Annotated in this window: 22 protein-coding genes; 6 read left to right on the top strand and 16 right to left on the bottom strand. The window is 42.3% G+C overall.

Annotation, left to right across the window (positions count from 1 at the left end; all coding sequences use genetic code 11):
* Positions 1–16 precede the first annotated feature (16 nt).
* The gene (locus ACXAH9_RS11415; protein WP_474894994.1) at positions 17–2,578 is read left to right on the top strand and encodes a WG repeat-containing protein; all 2,562 of its coding nucleotides are present in this window, start codon (positions 17–19) and stop codon (positions 2,576–2,578) included.
* Here ACXAH9_RS11415 and coaE read toward each other — a convergent pair.
* The 7 genes from coaE to ACXAH9_RS11380 all read right to left on the bottom strand — a co-directional run bounded on the left by coaE (position 2,564) and on the right by ACXAH9_RS11380 (position 7,803).
* The gene (gene coaE / locus ACXAH9_RS11410) at positions 2,564–3,163 is read right to left on the bottom strand and encodes a dephospho-CoA kinase (RefSeq protein WP_474894993.1); all 600 of its coding nucleotides are present in this window, start codon (positions 3,161–3,163) and stop codon (positions 2,564–2,566) included. The two genes, ACXAH9_RS11415 and coaE, sit on opposite strands and share 15 nt — an antisense overlap.
* Positions 3,153–4,085 carry a YbbR-like domain-containing protein gene (locus tag ACXAH9_RS11405; RefSeq protein ID WP_474894992.1) on the bottom strand — a complete coding sequence of 311 codons (933 nt, stop codon included), beginning with the start codon at positions 4,083–4,085 and terminating at the stop codon, positions 3,153–3,155. The genes coaE and ACXAH9_RS11405 overlap by 11 nt, the downstream gene beginning before the upstream one ends.
* A 13-nt stretch (positions 4,086–4,098) precedes the next feature.
* Positions 4,099–4,425 (bottom strand): preprotein translocase subunit YajC, encoded by a 327-nt coding sequence (gene yajC / locus ACXAH9_RS11400; RefSeq protein ID WP_474894991.1) that lies wholly within the window; start codon positions 4,423–4,425, stop codon positions 4,099–4,101.
* 82 nt (positions 4,426–4,507) lie between these two features.
* Positions 4,508–5,041: a DUF1573 domain-containing protein gene (locus ACXAH9_RS11395; protein WP_474894990.1), complete on the bottom strand. Its 534-nt coding sequence runs from the start codon at positions 5,039–5,041 to the stop codon at positions 4,508–4,510.
* 97 nt (positions 5,042–5,138) lie between these two features.
* Positions 5,139–5,435 carry a YtxH domain-containing protein gene (locus ACXAH9_RS11390; protein WP_474894989.1) on the bottom strand — a complete coding sequence of 99 codons (297 nt, stop codon included), beginning with the start codon at positions 5,433–5,435 and terminating at the stop codon, positions 5,139–5,141.
* Positions 5,436–5,447: 12 nt separating this feature from the next.
* Complete coding sequence (nusB, locus tag ACXAH9_RS11385) at positions 5,448–6,614, bottom strand: transcription antitermination factor NusB (RefSeq protein WP_474894988.1); 1,167 nt, start codon at positions 6,612–6,614, stop codon at positions 5,448–5,450.
* A gap of 88 nt (positions 6,615–6,702) precedes the next feature.
* Positions 6,703–7,803 (bottom strand): Glu/Leu/Phe/Val family dehydrogenase, encoded by a 1,101-nt coding sequence (locus tag ACXAH9_RS11380; RefSeq protein WP_474894987.1) that lies wholly within the window; start codon positions 7,801–7,803, stop codon positions 6,703–6,705.
* 127 nt (positions 7,804–7,930) lie between these two features.
* Between ACXAH9_RS11380 and ACXAH9_RS11375 the strand changes: the two genes are divergently transcribed.
* Positions 7,931–9,715, top strand: a complete 1,785-nt coding sequence (locus tag ACXAH9_RS11375) for an ABC transporter ATP-binding protein (RefSeq protein ID WP_474894986.1) — start codon at positions 7,931–7,933, stop codon at positions 9,713–9,715.
* Here the strand turns inward: ACXAH9_RS11375 and ACXAH9_RS11370 are convergent, their stop codons facing one another.
* From ACXAH9_RS11370 to truA, 3 genes are read right to left on the bottom strand one after another with little or no spacing between them, the layout of a single operon-like run.
* On the bottom strand, positions 9,716–10,255 hold the full coding sequence (locus tag ACXAH9_RS11370; protein ID WP_474894985.1) for a hypothetical protein: 540 nt from the start codon (positions 10,253–10,255) through the stop codon (positions 9,716–9,718).
* Positions 10,256–10,276: 21 nt separating this feature from the next.
* A complete protein-coding gene (locus ACXAH9_RS11365; RefSeq protein ID WP_474894984.1) occupies positions 10,277–12,046 on the bottom strand; it encodes an ABC transporter ATP-binding protein in 1,770 nt (589 codons plus the stop codon).
* A gap of 1 nt (position 12,047) precedes the next feature.
* Entirely contained in the window at positions 12,048–12,836 is a 789-nt protein-coding gene (gene truA, locus ACXAH9_RS11360) for a tRNA pseudouridine(38-40) synthase TruA (RefSeq protein ID WP_474894983.1), read from the bottom strand.
* A gap of 143 nt (positions 12,837–12,979) precedes the next feature.
* Here truA and ACXAH9_RS11355 point away from each other — a divergent pair, with 143 nt between their 5' ends.
* The 4 genes from ACXAH9_RS11355 to ACXAH9_RS11340 all read left to right on the top strand — a co-directional run bounded on the left by ACXAH9_RS11355 (position 12,980) and on the right by ACXAH9_RS11340 (position 19,094).
* Positions 12,980–13,483, top strand: coding sequence for a DUF4293 domain-containing protein (locus tag ACXAH9_RS11355; protein ID WP_474894982.1), 504 nt, complete (start codon positions 12,980–12,982; stop codon positions 13,481–13,483).
* A gap of 109 nt (positions 13,484–13,592) precedes the next feature.
* Entirely contained in the window at positions 13,593–15,482 is a 1,890-nt protein-coding gene (gene htpG / locus ACXAH9_RS11350) for a molecular chaperone HtpG (RefSeq protein WP_474894981.1), read from the top strand.
* A gap of 177 nt (positions 15,483–15,659) precedes the next feature.
* Positions 15,660–18,224, top strand: coding sequence for a M14 family zinc carboxypeptidase (locus tag ACXAH9_RS11345; RefSeq protein ID WP_474894980.1), 2,565 nt, complete (start codon positions 15,660–15,662; stop codon positions 18,222–18,224).
* An 18-nt stretch (positions 18,225–18,242) separates the two neighbouring features.
* A complete protein-coding gene (locus ACXAH9_RS11340; protein WP_474894979.1) occupies positions 18,243–19,094 on the top strand; it encodes a toxin-antitoxin system YwqK family antitoxin in 852 nt (283 codons plus the stop codon).
* Here the strand turns inward: ACXAH9_RS11340 and ACXAH9_RS11335 are convergent.
* From ACXAH9_RS11335 to ACXAH9_RS11310, 6 genes are read right to left on the bottom strand one after another with little or no spacing between them, the layout of a single operon-like run.
* Positions 19,091–19,546 carry a GNAT family N-acetyltransferase gene (locus tag ACXAH9_RS11335; protein WP_474894978.1) on the bottom strand — a complete coding sequence of 152 codons (456 nt, stop codon included), beginning with the start codon at positions 19,544–19,546 and terminating at the stop codon, positions 19,091–19,093. The genes ACXAH9_RS11340 and ACXAH9_RS11335 overlap by 4 nt on opposite strands.
* The gene (locus ACXAH9_RS11330; RefSeq protein ID WP_474894977.1) at positions 19,543–20,547 is read right to left on the bottom strand and encodes a 1-acyl-sn-glycerol-3-phosphate acyltransferase; all 1,005 of its coding nucleotides are present in this window, start codon (positions 20,545–20,547) and stop codon (positions 19,543–19,545) included. The genes ACXAH9_RS11335 and ACXAH9_RS11330 overlap by 4 nt, the downstream gene beginning before the upstream one ends.
* On the bottom strand, positions 20,548–21,831 hold the full coding sequence (locus ACXAH9_RS11325) for a hemolysin family protein (RefSeq protein ID WP_474894976.1): 1,284 nt from the start codon (positions 21,829–21,831) through the stop codon (positions 20,548–20,550).
* The gene (locus tag ACXAH9_RS11320) at positions 21,824–22,051 is read right to left on the bottom strand and encodes a hypothetical protein (protein WP_349564101.1); all 228 of its coding nucleotides are present in this window, start codon (positions 22,049–22,051) and stop codon (positions 21,824–21,826) included. Before ACXAH9_RS11320 ends, ACXAH9_RS11325 begins: the two co-directional genes overlap by 8 nt.
* Entirely contained in the window at positions 22,048–22,692 is a 645-nt protein-coding gene (gene lptC, locus ACXAH9_RS11315; RefSeq protein ID WP_474894975.1) for an LPS export ABC transporter periplasmic protein LptC, read from the bottom strand. Before lptC ends, ACXAH9_RS11320 begins: the two co-directional genes overlap by 4 nt.
* Positions 22,670–23,989, bottom strand: a complete 1,320-nt coding sequence (locus tag ACXAH9_RS11310; RefSeq protein ID WP_474894974.1) for a tetratricopeptide repeat protein — start codon at positions 23,987–23,989, stop codon at positions 22,670–22,672. Before ACXAH9_RS11310 ends, lptC begins: the two co-directional genes overlap by 23 nt.
* Positions 23,990–23,995: the final 6 nt, after the last annotated feature.

The following is a 23,995-nucleotide window of genomic DNA, read 5'->3' as shown; positions in this document are numbered from 1 at the left end:
GTTAATTTGCCGTGAGATGGTAAAATCCTTACTCTGCATTATTCTTTTCCCACAGCTAATCGTATTTGGGACAGTCAATCGTATTCAAAAAGCGATGGAGAAGAAGGAGTATGAGAAAGCCTATGAGCTGATCTCCAAAGGCTATGAAAAGGAACCTGACAACCCGGGGATAAGCTATTATCACGCCAAATTATTCTTCGATAATAGCTTCAGTGGATACAACATAGACACAGCAAGAGTAGCTATTGAAAAATCCATGCAGGCCTATGAAAATGCTTCTCAAGAACTTAAGGGGGATCTTCTCGAAGATGGAGTAACATACGACCAAATTAGATTGCTGTATGAAAAAATTAGGGACCAGGCTTTCCAAAATACCCTGAAAGACCTAACGATTAATAACATCCTTAAGTATCAAAAAATCTATCCCCAGTCTGTCTACGATGAAATACTCATTTTCAAAAAAGATAGCATTGAATATAATGTGGCAAAAAGCATGAAATCACAAACAGCCCTTATCGATTTCATCGCTGATCACCCTGTATCGGTATTTAGACCCAAAGCTGATTCAATCTTAGATTTAATGCGCTGGCAATCACTTGAGAGCTCAGGCACGCTCAGAGATTATTATTCCTATCTGGATAAGTATCCCTACTCCCGACACAGGAAAAAAGTAGAGCAATACATTTTGAAGGTGTCCACCGCCTCTCACGCTACAGAAAAGTATACTTCTTTTATTTCACTCTCCGCAGTGCCTGCATTAAAGAAGCGGGCTGCTGACGTACTATTTTTTCTGGATAGTGACGCCAGTATGGCCGTCCACCCTTTAAAAGATTCGTTAACCACTGCCATAAAGCATCAGCAATTACAGCTTTTTCCAGTGGTGAGTGAAAGTCGAATTGGTTTCTTTGATCAGTCAGGAAATCTGCAGATCACACCTCAGTTCACCGATATATCTCCATCTTACAAATGCATATTGACAACAGACAGCTGGTTGTTCGTTGAAAATGAAACAGGTGGCGAGATAACGACTAAAAATGGAGCGCCAATTCTAACATCAGTTTCAGACTATCAAAATCTGAGCACGGACATTGGTCTGATTCAACACATTGACAGCTGGTACCTGTATCATAAAAGTGGTTTTAAAATAATTGCTGCGCCCGTAGAGTCAGCTGAGTTGCTTTCTGAGAAATGGATAAAAGTTAAGCAGCATGGAAAATGGGGATTGATCAGCTACCTGGGGCTTCACATTACAGAAAGTATCTATGATGATATTTTTAGAGAGGGTAGTTTCTGGATCTTTGAAAAAGAAGGCTTGTTTGCCGTGTATACAGAAGCATTGATTTTAGATGAAATAGAACAAAGAGGGCTGTCTCTGGAATTTAAATTTGATGATATAGAGTTGGTAAATGAGAATGCGCTGATAGGCTTTCGTGATGAGCGTGAATGTCTGCTGGATTCAACCCTTCACTTCTTAATCCCCTGGGGTGAATACGAGATCTATCCTGAAATGTCTGGGTGGTACCTGCGATCAGATCAGGGCTATCGACTCTACAATCAATCCGAGCAGGATCTTATGGATAAATATTTCCCCTACCTGGAGTCAAACGATGGTTGGCTAGCCCTGAAAACAGACCAGGACTGGATGCTACTACCCAGAAAAGGGAGTCTGCTACCCTCACGCGAGTATGATTCCATAAAGCTTTTAAATAATCATTCAGCATTTGTAATAAAGGATGAAGAAAAGCACCTGGTGTTCAATACGGGTAATCAGGTTCCGCTAGATGATGAAACGATTACGGTACTTCCCAGTCGCCCCCAATATGTAAGTGTTGCGGATATGGAAGGGACCACCATCTATAATGAACGAGGGGAGGTAGCCATCTCCGGTAGCTTTGAAAAAACCAGCTTCCTGAATGATACACTGGTCCGAGTACAGATTCGAGGCAAGCAGGGTTTAATGCACACCTCCGGAGAATGGATCTTGAATCCCGTCTTTGACAGCATTGATGAAAAGGACGGTTTGGTATTGACACTTATTGACGGGAAAATAGGGTGCTATGACCCATTGATTAATGAGTTGATTGAGACAGGCTACCAGACTCGATTGGTTCGATTTGGTCAAAACTACCTGGCAAAAAAGGGAGGCAAGTTCGGCATCATCGATTATGCCAGTCAGGAAGTGTTATCGTTCAGCTATGATGAAGTTATTCAATGGAATGACACTACCTATTTGGTAAAGGACGGTCAGGAATATTGGGTGATAGACAAAAACGAAGAACCGGTTTATGAGCCATTCGAAAGTATGCGCTTGGTAGTAGAAAACGACCTGCATACTGTTTACCGCTTTATTAAAAACGGACGATACGGTTTAATCAGCAACCGATTTGGTGAACTGCTCAAGCCAGAGTTCACTGATATTTTTAACATCGGGACGGAAGAAAGTCCACTATTTTTCTCAGATCAGCATCTAGATAAAGCAGGGTTTCATGTCGTGAGCTACATAGACCAGAAGGGCAGGCTTATTCTCTCAAAAGCCTATACTCGTGAGGAATTTGATCAGATATTATGCGACGATTAGCTCTTGATAAACGCTCATCACCTGCTTAATGACTGATTGATTCCCATCGTTTTCAATCACAAAGTCAGCGAGTGATCTCTTCTCCTCATCTTTCATTTGATTTTCGATGATGTTCTTAACATCTTGCTCAGATCGGTGACTATCTCGGGAAACCACTCTCTGTATCCGAATATCTTCAGGAGCTGTGATCAGAATATTTTTGTCTAAAGCCTTATATGATCCAGTTTCAAAGAGTAGTGCTGCTTCTTTTAGCAACAGCTTTGCATCATGATTCTCCTCAATCCACTTCCCCACATCGTGACCTACGACAGGGTGGACTAGTCCATTCAACTGCTCTAATAATGAATCATCTTTGAATGCCCTACTTGCAATGTGCTTTCGGTCGAGTTTGTTTTCACTATATGCCTCCTCTCCAAACAATGCTTTTATGTTTTTAATCAACTCACTATCATTTTCCATGAGCCATTTGGCACGATCATCAGCGTAATAAGTCCTTGCACCCAGCGTCTCGAAGACCTTACATACGGTGGTCTTTCCAGAGCCAATTCCTCCGGTCACCCCAACTATGAGTGGCTTATTTGGCATAGGTGATAGCTAAAGAATCAGGAATGGTCTCAACCTCAATTACATGTTCTGGCTGAAACACTACAATAGCAGGAGCGGTAGAATCTGCCGGATTGATTAGGTTATAGTCCACCACTACTTTGAAATCATTAGCAAAATAGTCTTCACGTAATTCCTGCTGCACCACAAACCGAACAATGATTTTTGGGTCTGTAACGTAAACCGAGGAATCAGCTGGGAAGTGTTGCATTTCTACTGTGGTGTTGAGTTCCAGCTGATCAAACCGATCTACTTCAAATTTTACATTTACAGTGGGGGGGTCTGAATAAATATCATAAGCTTCTGGTAAGCCTAGTTTTACAAATCGATCATATGTTTTATCAATACTCTCCTCCGCCAGTTTGAATGTATAACCAGACTCAAGCGTATCAATAAAGCTTGTGGGTCCGTGGATGATGGCAGTATCCGGTATCAATTTTATAGGTGAGATGATCCTGTAATCTTCATCCATGCTGATAGTAGCAGAATCAACCCTTAGCATTACTTTTTTAGATACTTTCCTGTCAATATCGATGAAAAGTGTATCCGTAAATAGAAAATTGATACGGTACTCATCTAACTGATCCGAAATGATGGGTAAAATTGTGGGTCGAGTTAGATAACGAATAGCAGCAGGGTTATCCAACTCAAAAACAATGGGGTCACTACCAAACCAAAAGGATTCACGAAAAAGATCCCAACCTCCTCCTGAAACATCTATATCTACATACTCCGGTAGTGGTGTGATCGCTACCAGACTGTCTTTATCGTAAATAAATTCAATAGGATAGCTGATCCTTGAGTTATAGTCTTTGCCCAAAGCACTAAAAAACCAGAAAATGGTTGCTCCCAAAAATGAGAGCAGCACCACTTTCCAATTTCCAAATAGTTTGGGCAATGCCATAATACGTGTTTTGTTACTTCTTGTCCTTTTTGTCTCCTTTTTCGCTCAACCTTTTGCTTGCCTCAAGAGAGATAGATGCTTTTTCCACCAATAGCTTCGTGCCTCGATCCACGTCAACTAAAACGGTAGAATCAGATACTTCCACAATTTTGCCATGGATTCCTCCCACTGTCACAACCATATCTCCTTTTTTAATCTCTTCCAGGTATTTCTTAGTTTCTTTTTGCTTTCGCTGCTGTGGACGGATGAAAAAGAAATAAAAAATCGCGATCATCCCGATGATCGGCAAAAAAGAAGTGAAGTCACTTCCTCCTCCTGCTTGTAGTAAAACTGTGTTCATGTTGTATTATTTGAAATAAAAAAGCCCCCGACTGAAACGTCGAGGGGCAATGTTAATAAAATTTGATGTGCTATTGAGTGGCTTACTGCCCTTCCTTCACCACATTCGCCTTGATTTGTAGACGTTGTGTCGTTGGCCATGTATTGGCTGTCAGTGTTACAGTCTTGTTCTGTACACCCGGCTTGTTCTTACTGTTAAATCGAACTTTGATTTCACCTTTTCCTCCAACCGGAATCGGCTCTCTTGGCCATTCTGGCACAGTACATCCACAGGTTGCTTTCGCATCAGAAATAATCAATGGAGCCTCTCCTTCATTTACGAAAGAGAAAACATGCTCTACCACATCTCCATCTTTAATGGTACCGAAATCGTGAAGTTTCTCATTAAACTGAAACGCTGGAAGTGGACCGTCAGGTTTCTCTGCTGGTGTGGCCGGAGTATTATTGTTCACAGCGACTGGTTGAGCAGTAGGATTAGCTCTTGCCACCCCACCTTTTCCTTCCAATGCTGCAACTCTGCCCTCTAGTTTGGTAATTCTAGATTCCATTTCCTTATTGCCGCAGCTTACCATTACAGCTGCCACAATCACTCCTAAAAAGATTTTTGCTATTTTCATCACTCTACTTATTATTAATTATTTTCTTACCAGATGCAATACAAATCTACGAAAGATATGGTTTCAAAAGTCTTAATGAAATGTTAAAGGAAGGTGATTAATCCTTTTGAATCTGACTAATGAGGCCGTTTACGTCATCCAACAAACGCTCTGCTTTATCTTTCGCATCTTTTACGATCTTCTCACCCTGATCTTTGGCTTCATTACCAAAAACATCTTTTCCTTCTGCAACTTCATTCACAAACCCTTCAAGCTGCTTTTTCAACTTATCAAGTTGGAAGGTGAGTTTATCACGCGTGTTAGTCCCTTTATCCGGAGCATAAAGGATTCCGAGTACGCCACCAGTGACTACTCCTAATAAAAATGCGAAAAAAGAACCGCCTGATCTGCTCATTGTCGTTATTGTTTACTTGTTATCGATAAGGCCTCTACCGCTCTTACGAATTTTACCACTCGAAGTTAGCTCGTTTGAGAGTACATCCAAAACACCATTTACAAATTGTTTACTTTTTGGTGTGCTATACATCTTTGAAATTTCGATGGCTTCATTAATGGTAACCTTAATCGGAATGCTGGGTGAGTTCATCATTTCCACCAATGCCAGCTTCAAAATCACCCGATCAGTAAGAGCAATTCGATCCACATCCCAGTTCATCGTTTTACTTTGAATCACTTCCTCTAAGAATTCATTCTGATTAATTACGTCATTGAAAAGTCGCTCCAGAAATTTGAAATCCTCCTCCCCATTTTTGGTCAGCTCTGCCAGTTCAAATCCCTCTCCGTCCTGCATGGCCTTAATGGTTTTCACCACCATGCTTTTGACGATAGGCTGATTCTCCACCCAGTGAAGGTGATTGGCTTCCAGGTAAGAGGTAATCGCTTCATTTTTGAAAACAACGCGTTTGAAAAGCTCCAAAACAATATCATTCTCAGGTAAATCTTCAGGTTTTTTACCACCAAAGAAGTGTTGTAATGGTTCAGCAGTACGAATTTGCTCCCGATACCAGGATTTAATATCGTCATGCTCGTTATCCCAGGAAGCACTTGCCCTTGCAGCCTCTCTCTGTAAGAGTTCAGACTCCCTTAGCTGCCTGACCAGCTCATTACCAATAAATGGATATTTCTTTTTTTCCTTGGCGATATAAGCTTTGTCCTCTTTTTCACTGTCCAGCTTCTCTCGCTGCTCTATTTCTATCGGTAGAAGCAATAATTTCAAATATGTATCTTGAAGCCTCTCTGCTTCTTTCATCATATCGTTTTTTCTGGCTCTGGCTTCTTTATGAATCAGGCTTTCAAACTCAGAAAGGGCCGCATTCACATTTGTTACTACCTCTTCTTCTGCGTCAGCTGGATTCTCTACTTTGCCTATAAGCAGGTTTTGGTTAAATAGCTTTACCGCTTGCTTTTTCCGGGCTTCAAAATGCGCCTTATCAGCAAAATCATGCTTGGCAGGATCCAGTGCATGCATTTCTTCCAGCTCATTTCTTTTCACCTCTTTTATGGATTCCACCGCTGTGAAATATCCATATAGTGCCTGCATGGCTTTTACTCTAAGTATTCTTCTGTTTAGCATGTTTATTCGGCCTTGGCCTTCTTACTTCTCCTTATTTCAAAATTTTACAGTTATCCACTTTCGGCAACTGAAGATGTGAGATTATTCTTTATTCTCCAAGTTTTACTTTTCCCACCTGTTCGATTCGCTGAAGTGCCAACTCAAGTGCTGCTTCATGCGACCCAATCTTATTATCTTCTGAGTGATTCAATACATTCAGGCAGACATCATAAATGTGCTCTGTTGAAGCAATCACCCGATCTTTGTGATAGTTGCCCAGATACTCGTGATATACATTGGCAATTCCACCTGAATTGATCAAGAAATCTGGGCAGTAAATGATTCCATGATCGTTCAACATTGCGCTGTGCTTTTCTTCGTCAGCCAACTGGTTATTCGCAGCGCCCGCAACCACTGCACATTTTAATTCAGGAATGGTGTCGTCATTCAATGTAGCACCCATTGCACACGGAGCGTAAATATCCATCTCCATTTGGAATACTTTATTAGGATCTACTACAGAAACTTTTTCGTGCTTGTCTGTGATGGCTTTGATCTTATCTTCAAAAATATCAGCAATGAACACATTGGCATTCTCCTCGATCAGGTGATCAACCAAATATTTTCCTACCTGGCCAGCTCCCTGAACCAAAATATTCTTTCCCCCAAGTGAATCAAGCCCGTAAGCTTTCTTTGCTCCGGCTTTCATTCCCATGTAAACGCCATAAGCAGTCATGGGACTTGGATCCCCTGACCCTCCCATGTATTCAGGCTTGCCCACTACGAATGGTGTCTCCATGCTCATATACTCAATATCTCGCATGGTGATGTTCATATCTTCGGCCGTATAATATTTTCCATTTAGGCTGTTCACGAACTTGCCGAATCGTCGCATCAAAGGCTCGTTTTTCATTTTTCTGGCATCACCAATGATCACCGCTTTTCCTCCACCGATGTTTAATCCGGCTAAAGCAGATTTGAAGGTCATCCCTCTCGAAAGTCTGAGAACATCATTCAAAGCTTCCTCATCCGTTGCATAATTCCACATACGGGTACCGCCCATTGAGGGGCCAAGAACGGTATTGTGAATAGCAATGATTGCTTTAAGGCCAGTCTCCTCATCTCTGCAAAAAACTACCTGCTCGTGCTGAAGGTCTGCCATTTGATCGAATACGTTATTCGATTTTACTTGGGGTTGGGTATCTAACATTGTAAATGAACTTTAATCTAATTTTGAACCTTCTTTCTCGGGTGCAGTTGCACTATAGAGAAATAGGGCTGCAAAAATATCTTATTTTAACCAAAACGCATTGGCTGTCAGGCCTTTATAAAATTTTGTGAAAGACCTAGGATACCTAAATAAATACCTGCTCAAGTATAAGTTTCACCTAATATTTGGTGCCTTATTCATCATTATTGCAAATTTCTTTGCAATTGTTCCCGCAGTAATAGTGCGTTATGCTTTCGATATTTTAGGTCGTAGCTACGATATTTTTTCATCTTTTGACGGCTTTGACTTGCAAGGTGATACAGTGGAGATTATCGGGTCGAGCATTGTGATACTTGCAATACTCATTTTGGTATCGGCGCTTCTCAGGGGTGTTTTTCTTTTCTTCATGCGACAAACCATCATTGTGATGTCTCGTCACATAGAGTATGACCTGAAAAACGAGATCTATGAGCACTATCAAACCCTACCATTAAGCTTTTACAGAAGAAACAATACGGGCGACCTGATGGCGCGTATTTCCGAAGACGTCAGTAAGGTGCGTATGTACATTGGCCCTGCCATCATGTACGGTATCAATCTGTTTACCCTATTCCTGATGGTCATCCCATACATGGTCTCTATCAACCCAATGCTTACACTCTACTCACTTCTTCCACTGCCGGTGCTTTCCGTGAGCATTTACTTCGTAAGCAACATCATCAATAAGCGATCAACTGAAATTCAGGAAAGCTTGTCGGGATTATCTACCTACGTACAAGAAGCATTTTCAGGCATTCGGGTAATAAAAGCTTTCGTGCGAGAAGAGGAAGTAGCTAATAATTTCGAAACTGAAAGTGTAGACTACCGGGACAAATCACTTAAGCTGTCTTTTGTTCAGGCTTTGTTCATGCCACTCATCATGGGGCTCATTGGACTGAGCATTATCCTCACGGTCTGGGTCGGATCTATTCAGGTTTTTAATGGAGAAGTAAGCACCGGTAACATTGCAGAGTTTATCATTTATGTGAATATGCTGACCTGGCCGGTAACCGCACTGGGATGGATCACCTCCATCATCCAACGAGCGGCTGCTTCCCAAAGAAGGATCAATGAATTTTTGAATACGAAGACAGATATTATTTCTGAGAAGGAAGTTATAAGAGAAATTGAAGGACACATTGTTTTCGATGGTGTGAATTTCACATATCCGGATTCAGGTATTCATGCATTGAAGGATATATCTTTTGAGGTAAAGCCCGGAGAGTCTATCGCCATCGTGGGAACAACGGGATCTGGTAAAAGCACCATCGCTAATATGGTTTGCCGGCTGTATGACATTGATAGTGGTAAAATAGAAATTGACCAAGTTGGAGTGAAAGATTATAACCTCTCTTCTCTTAGAAGCCAGATTGGATATGTACCTCAGGACGTTTTTCTTTTCTCAGATACGATTGAGAATAACATCTCTTTTGGTAACCGAAAAATGAGCCGGGAGGAAATAGAGCGGGCAGCTGCTGATGCTGATGTACTTGACAACATCAAAGAATTTAAGAATGGATTCCAGACTCGGCTGGGAGAGCGAGGAATTACGCTTTCCGGAGGTCAAAAACAGCGGGTATCGATTGCACGTGCAATCGCAAGAGAGCCTAAAATTCTGATCCTGGATGATGCACTCTCGGCTGTGGATACTAAAACAGAAAACGCCATTCTCAATGCCATGCAGCGAATCATGCAAGGTAGAACCTCCATCATCATCTCACACAGAGTGTCTTCAGCGAAGCTTGCCGATAAGGTAGTAATGCTTGATGATGGCAAAGTGGTAGAGCAAGGCACACACGATGAACTCCTTGCAAGGAATGGAGCATATAAGGAGCTTCATGACAAGCAATTGGCTGGAGAGGAAGTGGCCTGATCACTTGGCCCAGTATTCAACACTTAGGCTGTTATCCTTATAATAAAGCTCAAAAGATACCGGCTGAAGTACAACTCCCTCTTCGATAGCTTTCACCTCCATGATCTCACCAATTTCCTCTGGAGTAGGTCGAACCAGTGTGTGCTGAGTGATGAATACTTTGAGCACCTTATCCGTCTTGAATTCCTTGTAATCATAACCAGCCGGTAGCATAACCACATTTTTTACCTCATCTACTGAAGCGCCAACGAAGTAATGGACAGAATCCTCACCAATGTTATCATTTTTAAATTCAACATAGGTAAGCATGCCTTTCAGAATACCTGAATCAATGGCAGCCTTCGTTTCTTCTAGTCTTTGTGAGTAATTAGCGTATTGATACTCTTCGATATATTCCTTCCCTATGACCGTTCGCTCTTTCCCTTCCATCACAAAAACCTCCACCGGATCAAATCCACCAAGGGTGTAGTAGGTACTCCAGGCAATGATGATCAGGCATACAATGATGATCGCCAGATATATCTGCTTTGCTCGCTTCATATGTTCAAATATACAGGTGAATTATACAGCCTTGGCTACCTCTTTGTACTGCATCTGATGAAGGTGGGCATAATGACCGTTTTTTCTCAGCAGCTCCTCATGACTGCCTCGCTCCACGATCTCTCCCTTGTCCAACACCAGGATTTGGTTGGCGTTTTGGATCGTTGATAAGCGGTGGGCAATAACAATAGAAGTTCGTCCATGCATCATCTTTTGGATGGCTGACTGGATTAGCTCCTCTGTTTCAGTATCTACCGATGAGGTGGCTTCATCTAATACGATGATTTTAGGGTCGTACACCATGGCTCGCACAAAGGAAATCAACTGGCGCTGGCCCACTGAAAGGGTGGCTCCTCGTTCCTGCACATTATAATCCAATCCACCAGGTAACTTTTCTATAAATGGAAGCGCACCAACCATTTCAGCTGCTTCCAATACCTTCTCCCTGGAAATATCAGGATTTCGAAGCGTGATATTGTTGTAAATGGAGTCCGAGAACAAGAAGACATCCTGAAGCACCACTGCGATATGGCTTCTGAGATTTTGCAGGTTGTATTCTCTTACATCTGTGTCATCCACATAAATGTGACCCTTGTTGATTTCATAAAATCGGCTCAATAAGTTTATCACGGAAGACTTTCCGGCTCCCGTGGCACCTACCAGCGCTATGGTTTCTCCAGCATTTACCTCAAAGGAAATATCTTTTAGCACATAATCATTTTCCACATAAGCAAACCAGACATCCCTAAACTTAACGCTTCCGGTGACATGTTCCGGCTGATGTGTGCCATTGTCTTGAATGTGATCCTGATTGTCCAACAAATTCAGTATCCTATTAGATGACACAATCCCCATCTGCAGGGTATTGAATCGATCGGCGATCATACGGATTGGTCGGAAGAACATTTGCAAATAGAGGATAAACGCAATCAGCATCCCGAACTCCATATTTCCCTGGATCATCTGCCCGCCTCCATACCACACAATCAACCCAATACCTGCGGCCTGAATAACCTCTGCCACCGGAAAGTAGGTCGCGTAATACAGTACTGATCGGATGTTCGCTTTACGATGCTCCTTATTGATTTCTTTAAACTTCTCGAATTCCCTTTGCTCACTATTGAAAATCTGCACGATATTCATGCCTGTAATATGTTCCTGCACAAACGAGTTGAGATTAGAAACAGCAGCCCGAACTTCATTGAAAGCTACCTTCACTTTTTCTTTAAAAACGTAGGTAGCAAAAAGTAGAATCGGGAGAAGCGACAAGCTTACCAATGTAAGTGACCAGTCCATCCAGAACATAAACCCCAGGATAACCAACAGCTGCATGACATCCGCTATAATCCCGGCAATCCCTGTACTGAAGACTTCCGCCAGTGTCTCAATGTCCGAAATGTTTCTGGTAACCAACCTCCCGATGGGTGTTTTATCAAAAAAGGTCAGCTTAAGGCTTTGAATGTGACGATACAGCTTGATCCGAATGTCTTTAATGATGTTTTGCCCTAACCACCCTGAGTAAAAAGTGTGCAGATACTGAATGATTGCTTGAATTACGAGCAACCCGATCAAAAGCAGGATCATATTCACCAGTCCAGGATAATCACCTTGTGCAACATTGTTGTCAATCGCCTTTTGGATCAGCATTGGGCGGAGTGGCCCTGCAATACTCAGTGCAATGGTGAGAAACACCAAAAAGTAAAACACCCCGATGTAGGGTTTAGCAAAGACAAAGAGTCTCTTTAAAACCGTGAGGTCAACAATATTTCCGCTCGCTTTTTCTTTTTCCAAATCAGTTGATATAAATGTCTTCCGGGTAAATCACCTCTTGCAAATACAATCCTGCCGGAGGCACGGCTCGTCCTGCTTCACTTCTGTCATTGCTTTCAAGAATGTTTTTCAAACCCTCAAGGCTGGTCTTTCCCAACCCCACGTCTATCAGCGTACCGACAATTGCACGCACCATTCCACGAAGGAAACGATTGGCCGTTATTTCAAACAAATGATTGGTGCCATCCTGAACCCATCTGGCCTGAAAGATGTCACAATTAAAGTGATTCACCTCGGTATGAACTTTACTAAAGCACTCAAAGTTCTGCCATCCCTTAATTATTTCACATCCTTTATTGATTAAGTCGATATCAAGTTGGGGTCGGAAGTAGTAAGAAAGGCCGGTTTTGAACGGGTCTTTTGCCTGGTGTAGGTGGTAATGATATTTTCTGGAGGTCGCCTCAAAACGTGCGCTCACATCGTCTTTCACCGGCCTAATTCCATTTACGGAAATGTCTGGACCTAAAAATGAATTGAGTTTAAATACCAATTTATCAGGGTCAATAGTTTCTGCATCAAAGTGCGCGACCTGCTGAGTGGCGTGCACACCTGCATCAGTTCGCCCGCTTCCGGTAATGGCTGTTTCAATTTGCAATATGGTTGAAATGGCCTTTTCTATTTCTTCCTGTACGGTCACACCGTTAGGCTGAGTCTGCCAGCCGCTATAGTTTGTTCCCCGGTAACTGATATCCATGAAATACCTCACAGCGACAAAATTGTAGGATTCCTTCCATTTGATGAGCGTTTCCATTCATATTTGCAATTATTAAGTTGTAAGGACATTCTGAACTTGTTTCAGAATCTTAAAAAAAGCAGAAAAGACGCTGACTATTCCACGGCGGAATAAATTCAGCATGACGATCGAGTCAAGAGCCGACTAACTAAAAAAATATTATGCTACAACGAGTACAGACCATCTTCATGACCATCGCCGCGATTGCGATGATTCTTTTACTTTTCTTCCCGATCTGGGAGAAATCAGATCAGAACTTTGAGGCTGAAACAAGAGAATATGCCATCATGGATTCCTTCCAACTTCGGTACGAACAGCACATCGTGGAGAGTGGCGAAGTGCAACTACTTGGAACACAGAGTACATTTTTACTATCAGTTGGAGCTGTGGCTGCTGCATTGGTGATGTTATTCTCCATCACCCGCTACAAAAACCGCATGACACAGGTGAAACTGAATGCGCTTTTTTCCCTGATCACCGCAGCAACACTTGTAGGATCATACTTATACATTAACAAAGCCAATCAGCTGTTTGACCCTCAAATGCAAGGCACATTCCTAATTGGATTCTACCTTCCCATTGTAGCCATGCTAAATAACTTTCTGGCCAACCGCTTCATCCGAAAAGATGAAAAACTCGTGAGGAGTGCGGATCGGATTAGGTAACTAAAGTGAAAAAGACGCTGTGCTTCCTGCCAACATGTCAGTTTTCTACCTCTGGAATAGAATTTGAGTTTAGCGAGTCTGAGTAACAACAAAAAATTGTAATCAGACGATGGCAGAGAAAGGTACAATCTCAATACACACGGAAAACATATTTCCGATCATTAAAAAATTCCTGTATTCCGATCACGAGATCTTTCTTCGTGAGTTGGTATCCAACGCAGTAGATGCATCTCAAAAGATCAAACAGCTGGCACAGCTGGGTGAATATACCGGCGAGCTGGGAGATCTTACTGTCGAAGTGTCATTCGATAAAAAGAAAAAAACAATCACCATTTCTGATAATGGTATCGGTATGACCGCCGATGAGATCAAGAAATACATCAACCAGATTGCATTCTCCGGTGCTACTGAGTTTGTAGAGAAATACAAAGACAAAGCTGACAATCAGCAGATCATCGGTCACTTTGGTCTTGGTTTCTATTCGGCATTTATGGTGGCGAAGAAGGTAGAAATCGATACACTCTCTCACCAGGAAGGTGCTGAACCTGCACACTGGACATGTACCGGTGATACGGACTTTGAAATCAAAAAAGGGAAACGCAAAAAGAGAGGAACAGATATCATCCTTCACATTGCGGATGACTCAGAAGAGTTCCTTGAGGAACACCGACTGCAGGGTATCCTTGACAAATACTCTAAGTTCCTACCAATCCCAATCAAGTTTGGACAGAAAGAAGAGCAGGTCGAGGATGGTAAAGACAAGGATGACAAGCCAAAATACAAAACGGTAAAAGTTGATAACATCATCAACGATACCGACCCAATCTGGACCAAGTCTCCTAGCGATCTGAAGGATCAGGATTATCTTGATTTTTATAAGACACTTTATCCTTTCAGTGAAGATCCACTTTTCTGGATCCACCTGAATGTAGACTATCCATTCAATCTAACAGGAGTGCTTTACTTCCCTAAATTGAAAAAGGATTTCGATCTGCAGAAAAATAAAATTCAGTTGTACTCTCGTCAGGTATTTATCACAGATGAGGTGAAAGATATTGTTCCGGAATTCCTGCAACTATTACACGGAGTGATTGACTCACCGGACATTCCATTGAACGTATCTCGAAGCTACTTACAATCGGATTCCAATGTGAAGAAGATCAACGGGTACATCACCAAGAAAGTGGCAGACAAGCTGGGTGAGCTTTTCAAAAACGACCGAAAAGGATACGAAGAAAAATGGGAAGACATTGGCGTATTTGTGAAATACGGCATGATCTCCGAAGAGAAGTTTGATGAGAAAGCAAAAGATTTTGCATTGGTGAAAAACCTCGAGGGTAAGCACTTTACCATTGAAGAGTACAAGAAGCACATCGAGACAAATCAGACCAATAAGGATAAAAATGTGGTGGCCTTATATACCACCAACAAAGACAAGCAGCACGGTTACATTGATACCGCCCAAAAGCGTAACTATGATGTGATTGAGCTGTCTGGTCCGATTGATCCACACTTTATCAATCACCTGGAGCAGAAGAATGATAAGTTCCAGCTGCAACGTGTAGATGCTGATGTGATCGACAAGCTGATTGACAAAGATGAAAAGAAAGAGTCCGTGCTTTCTGATAAAGAGCAAGAGACCATCAAAGAAATCTTTGAGAAAGCGATCAATGACAAAAACAACAGTGTTGCTGTTCAGCCTATGGCGACAGATGACCTGCCGGTGACAATCACTTTGCCGGAGTTTATCCGACGGATGAAAGACATGCAGGCGACCGGTGGTGGTCCTATGATGTTTGGCGATATGCCAATGACGCTTTCAGTATCTGTGAATGCGAACCACGCGATGACGAAGAAGATATTGGAAGCTGACTCAGATGAAGCAAAGCAAAAGCTGGCGAAGCAGGCATACGATCTTGCCTTGCTCTCGCAAGGCATGCTGGAAGGAAAATCACTTACGGACTTTGTGAACCGAAGTGTGGAGTTGAGCCTGGCATAAAACTGGAATTCACCCTGAACTTGTTTCAGGGTCTAGATGCTGAACCAAGTTCAGCATGACACTTGAATATAAACCCACTCAGTTGAGTGGGTTTATATGTTTTTAAACCACCCATCAAACCCTTCTTTTATCTCCATCTCCATTTTCTTAGATTAGTCATCCTAAAAATTTGACAATATGAAGAAGCAGCTCACCATACTTTTGACGATTCTTTCTTTTGTGTCCTTTGCCCAGGTAGATATGACCTACTACCTTCCAGCAGGACTTTCATACAATCCGGACATCCCCACCCCTTACGAAGTGCTGGGATACCATCCGGGGGAATGGCATGTCAGTCATGATCAGCTATTATACTACATGCGGGAAGTTTCAGCAGCTTCAGACCGGATGATCCTGAAAGAAATTGGGCGAACCTATGAGGGGCGTCCGCTTGTTCAAATTACTGTTTCTTCTCCGGTAAATCTGGCCAACCTTGATCAGATCAAAGCAGACCACAAAAAATTAACTGACCCATCAGCCTCCTCAGCCTTGAATACAGAAGAAATGCCAATCGTCATGTGGCTGGGATACTCCGTTCATGGAAATGAAGCGAGTGGCTCAAACGCTTCACTTTTGACTGCCTATTACCTGGCAGCCGCAATCGGTGGAGAAATTGACGAAATGCTGGAGAATTCCATTATTATAATCGATCCATCATTCAATCCTGACGGGTTGCATCGCTTTTCAAGCTGGGTGAATATGCATCGTTCGCATACCATCAATCCAGATCCAAACGATCGGGAATATGACGAGGCATGGCCTGGAGGAAGAACCAACCACTACTGGTTCGATTTGAACAGGGACTGGCTGCCACTAGCACATCCGGAATCGAGAGCGAGAATCGCCCGCTTTCACGAATGGAAACCTAATATTCTTACAGACCATCACGAAATGGGCACCAACTCCACATTCTTTTTTCAGCCCGGAATTCCATCGAGAAAATTCCCGTGGACACCAGATAAGAACGTAGACCTCACACATAAAATGGCGAAATACCATGCAGAATATCTGGATAAAATTGGTTCACTTTATTACAGTGAAGAAAGCTTCGATGACTTCTACATCGGCAAAGGGTCTACTTACCCGGACGTAAATGGAAGTGTTGGAATTTTATTTGAGCAGGCCAGCAGCAGGGGACATGCGCAGGAAAACGATTTCGGGGTGCTGACCTTCCCAATGGGGGTGAGGAACCATTTCACTGCATCACTCTCAACACTTGCCTCAGGCATTGCACACCGAAAAGAATTCCTTGATTACCAGCGTGAGTTTTATCAGGGAGCATCTAATCTCGCCTCAAGAGATGCTGTGAAAGCATATGTCTTCGGATCAGAGAAAGACCCATACAGAAACTATGAACTCGCTAAGATGCTCATCCAGCATGAAATTGATGTCTATCCGCTAAGCAGAGACATAAGTAAAAATGGCAAATCATTCAAGAAAGACCAGGCTTATGTCGTGCCAATGAACCAGGAGCAGTATCGATTGGCAAAGGCGATCTTTGAAACACGGACATCTTTTACAGACAGCCTGTTTTATGATGTCTCTACCTGGACCATGCCCCTGGCGTTCAACCTCCCATATGCCGAGCTAGGTAGCAGAGAAATTGGATCATTGACAATGAGTGAACCGCTCGAGTATGTGGACATGCCACAGGGCGAGCTGGTAGGTGAAAAGGGGGCCTATGCTTACGCGATCCAGCCACATGGATACCTGGCTTTCAAGGCAATCAACCGACTGCTGAGTAAGAAAGTAGTCGTGCAAATGCTGAACGAAACACACAGCGATGCAAACATAGCGTATCCGCGTGGCACGATGATTATACCAGTCGGTGTTCAGGAAAACAAACGAGCCTTAATTGAGCAAACCATAGATGAAATCGTGAATGAAGATGGTGTAAATGTATACGCACTGAACACTGGTCTGGCCAGGTCTGGTGTAGATCTGGGAAGCCGAAGCAATACCACAATGAGAGAACCGAAAATTGCGGTGTTAGTCGAGGGTGGGGTTAGCAGTTATGAGGCTGGCGAGGTGTGGCACCTGCTAGACCAACGCTACAAAATGAAAGTGACCAAGTTGCCAGTAGATCGATTGGGTCGTGATCTATCCAGATACAACCGCATCATTATTCCCAATATGTGGGGTTCTATCAGCGATTCTCAAAAGAAAAACCTGAAAGAGTGGATCTCTCAAGGTGGCATGGTCATCGCGTGGAAAAATGGAGGTAAATGGCTCTCTGATGCAGAAATTACCAGTGTAAAATACGTGAATGGAGATGATGAAGACGAGGAAAAAGAGGAGCCATTCAAGGCATATGAAAACCTGAATGAGGAACGTGGTGCTCAGGTCACCGGAGGTTCAATCTTTGAAGCTAAAGTAGACCTAACCCATCCACTAGCATATGGAATGGAGAGTGATCGTATGCCTCTTTTCAGGAATCACAACCTGGTAATGGAAAAGTCAAAGAATGTATATGCAAATCCATTTGTTTATACCGAGAACCCTCTGCTTTCAGGCTATGTTTCTGAAGAGAACCTGGAGCGATTCAGGAATTCTCCTGCAGCAACCGTTTCGAACGTAGGTCGCGGGAAAGTGATTACTTTAGCAGACAATCCAAATTTCAGAGCATTCTGGTATGGCACCAATAAAATCTTCATGAATGCGTTGTTTTTTGGAGAAGCGATCAGCCGCGGTGCTGGTGAATAAAAACGAAAGAATGACTGGATGAAAATTCAGATAAAATCGATATTGACACTAAGCCTCATTTTTATGGGGCTTTCTGTTTTCTCTCAAGATGAGGAATCATTGGAAGATCTCTTCAAGGTTGATTATGATACCCCTCTCACCCTGGACCTGGAAGAAGAGAAAAAAGATGATGGTGAGGTTGGTCCGGTCAAAAAGAAGAAGAAAAAGAAAAAACGCAACGTCTATTTCGGCATCAAAACAAAAAAAGGGTTTACTCGAACAGGCTTTGGGAATGATGTCGTATTCGAAATATTCCATGTTTTGAAAGCATATGAAGGTCCCCCTGAGTACGCAGCAGACTTCTACTGGTACGATTACAAAAAGAAAAAAATCATGAACTCTTTACGAGTGGACAAACGGAATGCTGGAGTGCTGCATGGACCCTACAAAAAAATGTTGGGAGATCAGGTGCTGGAAGAAGGGTGGTACTATAAAGGGATGAAGCACCGTCGATGGGTTCGGTTCAATCGTCATGACATTCTGCAGGACAAATCCTATTGGTGGAAGGGCTGGCCACAGGAGTCAAAACTTGCCTATTACGATTTCAAAAAGACTAAGCTCAAGGAAGTAATCCCCGTTCATTTCGGAGAAAAGGATGGTGAATACTGGGCATTCCATGAAGATGGATCAGTTGCAGTAAGAGGTAATTATAAGCATGGGTATCGTGTGGGCCTGTGGCGCGAGTATTACGATGGCGGCCGGGTAAAGCGTGAAGTTGTTTATCCGGAAGATCCTTTTGATTTTAAATTCAACCCCTACATCGCCAGGGAGTGGGACAATAAAGGCGTACTGATCTATGATCGAAAAAAATTCTTGAGGGGGCAGAATTAAAGAATCAATTCCATCTGCACATTGCATCGTGCATAGGGAGAACAATATCCTTCCGTATCCTTGAATCCAAGTTTTTTATACAAGCTAATAGCCGGCTTTAGAACGCTATTAGTCTCAAGATAAACACGATTTGCTCCTAATTCTTTTGCTTTTTCGATAGTTTCCACCCCTATCTTCCAGCCTATTTTTTGACCTTGTGCTTCAGGAGAAACGGCCATTTTAGCCAACTCATAAACGCCTTCTTCCATCTTTATTAGAGCACATGTGCCAATCGGTTTTTTGTCCATTAAAGCAATGAGAATCGCACCCCCCTTGTCTAGAATATAGCCTTGTGGGTCATTGAGCATTTTTCGATCTGACTCCTCCATCTCAAAATATTTGTTGATCCATGCTGCATTGAGTTCCTTGAACGCAGAGGCATGGCTGGGTTGGTAGTTGACAATCTGGATCATCTTTGATAGCTATAGAATAGGCCAGTGACCATTACTATAACCGCGAGAATGGCAATATTAATTCCCACACTCAATGAGAGAAGTAAAAAAATGATGGCCCACCATATTGGGAATGCAAAAATCCCTACTCCAAATTTTAGCGTAGAATGAAATACTACATCCTCTACCTTGTTTATTACATGATGAATAACAAGGAAAGGAACCGGATTCAAAATCTTAGCCAGCCAGTGTTTAGATGCTCTGCCATCTTCTACACTAACTTCAGATAAATCGATCTCCTTTAGCTCTGTGAATGAGAGGTCTTCGTGCTGTTCCTGAAAAATTGCTCTTTTCCGTTCCTCATAATCTTCTGTTTGATCTGGAATAATGAGTGTTCGCTTCATCCCTTTTATGATTGCATCCCTCATGCTGATGAGCCCTCTAGTCTGACTTTCCTGATATGCGCTCAGAAACTCTTTGACCAAAACAGGCTCACCGTATTTTATTAGCACAGTGGATTGTGGCTTGCGATGGTTGAAAAAATTTAATCCGACGGGCAAAACCATCAAGTCATCATCAAGCTCTGCTTGAGATTGTAAGGCCAGCCTGGCTGCTCCTTTAGTCAGAGGTCTCAAAAAATATTCTTTGCCATGATTGCCTTCGGGGAAAATTAAGACAGAGCCCTTTTTCTTAAAAACCTCTTTGCATGAAGCAAACACATGATCATTCAACGACAACTTGGAGTAACCGTCACGGATGCGATAGATCGGCATCATATTCACTCGTTTTAAAAGTGGTGTCAGCCATGGCTTGAAAACATCCGAGCGAGTGAGATAACGTAATGGAATCGGAGTGAAAGCACCTACAAGAAGCGCATCAATAAGTGCGTTTTGATGATTAGGAGTTATGAGAAGTGGTGTGTCTTTCGGAACATTTTCAATCCCTTCAATTCTAATTCTCCTAAAATACAACCGAAGCGTAAGCTTAATGAAAGTCCTGACGAAAGCATAAAAGGCCGTCATCTACACAAGCTCTTCGGTATTTATAAGCGTGAGCTTCACTTTATCAATCCTATTTTCTTCCATGGTGAAAATGGTGATAACGAATGGAGGAATTTCAATGACCTCATTCACCTCAGGAATGTCCTCATGATAGGCAAAAATCAATCCACCAAGGGTGTCATATTCTCCCTCAGGAAGAGCCAGTTCATACCTGTCATTTAGGTAATCTATTTCATGACGCGCACTGAAAATAAAGTTGAATTCATCCAGTTGTTGCTCTGTCAGGTATTCATCGTCATGCTCATCCCTTATTTCTCCAAATATCTCTTCAATCACATCTTCGATACTCACTAACCCTGAAGTCCCACCATATTCATCAACCACCAGAGCGAGGCTTTTCCTGTCAGTGATGAACTGAATCAGTAGTTCATTGGCCAACATGGTTTCCGGTACAATTGGAACTTCTGCCAGGATTGATTTAATGTCCTCCGGTTTCTTAAAAAGCTCCAATGCATGGCAGTAGCCAATCACATCGTCAATAGACTCCTTGTAAATTAAAATTTTAGAATGGCCGCTCTCTACAAAATGCTCTTTCAACTCATCGATGGGGTCATTTACATCTACTGCAACGATCTCAGTTCGTGGAATCATACACTCCCTTACCTTGATCGTCTTGAATTCAATTGCATTATTAAAAATCTTGGCATCAATCTCCGCCTCCTCTTCATCTTTAATGTTCAGGATGTTGTTTTTGATGTAATTATTCAAGTCTGTTAATCCAAAAACAGGTTTCTCATCAGATAGCTTATAACCAACAAGCCAGATAAACACAGACGAGATTTTCACAACTAAAAATACGATGGGATACATGAGCACATATACCACACCCATAGGTAAAGCAAATAGCCTAAGAGAAAAGTCAGGGTTTATGAGAAAAAGGCTTTTGGGGAGGAATTCTGCAGTTAGTAAAACCAATGCAGTAGAAATGATGGATTGAACAATCAGCACTGTAACATCAGATGCGATTGCTGCAGGAAGAAATGAAATCACGACCGGCTCTAATAAAGCCGCCATATAAATACCGTAAAGAACCAAAGCAATATTATTCCCTACCAGCATAGTGGCTAGAAATTGCGATTGATTGCCGGTAAATAGCGCTAGAATCTTGCCACCAAAAGATCCCTTTTTCTTTAGTACCTCAATATGAAGCTTATCAGCTGATACGAACGCAATTTCCATTCCTGAAAAAAACGCTGAAAACAACAAACAGATGAGTATGATCAAATAGGGAAATGGATCATCCATGCTTTCGCTTCTTTTTCTTTTGTTTTTTAGAGGCCTTTTTTATCTCTTCTTTTTCACGGGCTTGTCTTTGACCCTTGCGATAACCATATAAAAATAAGAGGGCCAGACTAAACATAAAAATCCAGTAGGACTCAGCAAGCCCTACTACGATCGCCTGATCTATACCAATGATAAAGGTGACAAAGACCAAAACGAAGAGTATGATGTCAAATAGTTTCATTGTTCGGTATCGATTGGCCGCAGTGGCACGTTTCTTTCAGCAGGCCTGTTAGGGTCATCTTCAAGCGTAAACGTCCCACTTGGTTTCAAGATTCGGTACTCTGTAAAATCCTGATTTGACTCCATCCCCTCACCCGTGTGCACTTCATCTTCAGATTTTATAGTAACAAATTTATCCGTGTAAAACTTCTCATCTCCCTGATCCCAAAAAAGCTCTTCAGTATTGAGTTCATCTTGTTTCACATTGCTTCTTACGATCACGTTTCCTTCTGCCCGATACAGATTTTCTGCCTGGGTAAAATACACATAGTTAGCAGAAAAATAGCTGGATACTTGTCCTCTGCTATTGAACCACTCAATAAAGAGTCCATTTGGCCACTCCCGATCTCCATTCTCAAAATTATTCTGAACGGCTGCCTTCATTTTCATCACCACAATACCCGAATCACTTAAAAGTGTGGTGGCGCTATCCATGGAAGAAAGAGGACCGTCATATTGAGGGGCATCAATCAGTTCCTTCCGCTGATCACAAGCAAGTAATATGACCCAAAGGCCTAAAACCAAAAAGCGACCCGGAATTGACTCCCAGGCCGCAAATATGTTTATGATTGATTTGATATTAGTTAGCTGGTCTTCTTTCAAGTGCTACAGTCACATTGATCCAACATCCAACCGTAATCGATTGGCCTTCTTCCATTCCTTCGTTGAAAATATCCTCAATAGAAGGAAACTGGGCTTTGGCAGCAGCCATAGCAGCACTGTTTCCTGCTTTTCTGTATTCGTTGTATGCTGCAATGAAAACCGCTCTGTCCTTTACCTGGCTTTGTTCTTCTTTGCAGTCATTGAAACTGCTCATGTAGAGGTCTCCAATGACCTTATATGCATCAGAGTATGAAGGGTCAAATGATAGTGCTCTTCTCGCACTATTTCTTGCTGTTGACTTTTGTCCATTCTTCATTTGAATACGAGCGATGCTTACATACATTTCGGCTTTTTCTGAATTATCATCGGTAAGTCCAGCAGCCTCCTGAAAAAATTCAATCGCCTGAGCATCGTTTCCATCCTGTGCATTTTTCTGTGCCATAAACTTGGCCACACCATACGTTGGCTCATTCTCCTGAACAATTCCAGCAGCTTTCAATGCAAGCGGACTATCCAGACATTTTCCTTTAAGCATCAATCCGAAAATCTTTTTCGCCATGTTAAGGTCATTGCCCTGATCAAGCTTAGGCCCTAGTTTTTCCTCAACAAAATCACAGCTAATTTCCACTTTTGTTGCAGTCAGGATTTTATCCACCTGATCCAACATTTTATCATATCGTTTCTTCTTCTCTCCTGTAACTCTGCTTTTTTGCTCATTCAAAGCTTCAGAAATAGCCGAATAATGGTTGATTACATCCTCGTCGCTTAAAGGACCTCCTGCAACCCTGTGCTTATAGACTACAAGCATATAGGCCACAAGGTTTCCGCTATTCATGTCAGCTCCATTGGCCTCAAATGCTTGCGTATACAAGTCGTATAAGTAAGCGTATTTAGCTTTATTTCTTCCGTAGAATGTGTAAGCAAAAGTTGCTTTTCTATCGATGATATCAGCTTTGTCTTCAGGGTAAACCTCTATCCGCTTATCATGGAGATCCAAGGCTTTCTGAACGTACTCTTCCTTCTTTGCAGCATCAGTAGCTTTTTCTGCCAGACCTTCATATACCTTTATTCCATTAATGTAAATGGAAGGATTAAGGTCCGGGGTGTTGGTTAATAACCAGTTTAGCGGCTCAACAGCTGCTTTGTAGTTTTTAGCTTTTAATGCGTCTGTGTAAAGCACATTTTTTTCTTTGGCGACATCTACCTGCTCTCCCCAGTTCCAACCGTTTTGGGCATTAGCACTGATGGCAAATGATAGGATAAAAGCCGCTCCGAGTATTTTAGTAATCGTCTTCATAACTCA

The organism is Ekhidna sp. ABH4_415, from assembly GCF_056161305.1.
Note: the sequence above shows the minus strand (reverse complement) of the source record. Positions and strands in the feature narration are given on the sequence as shown.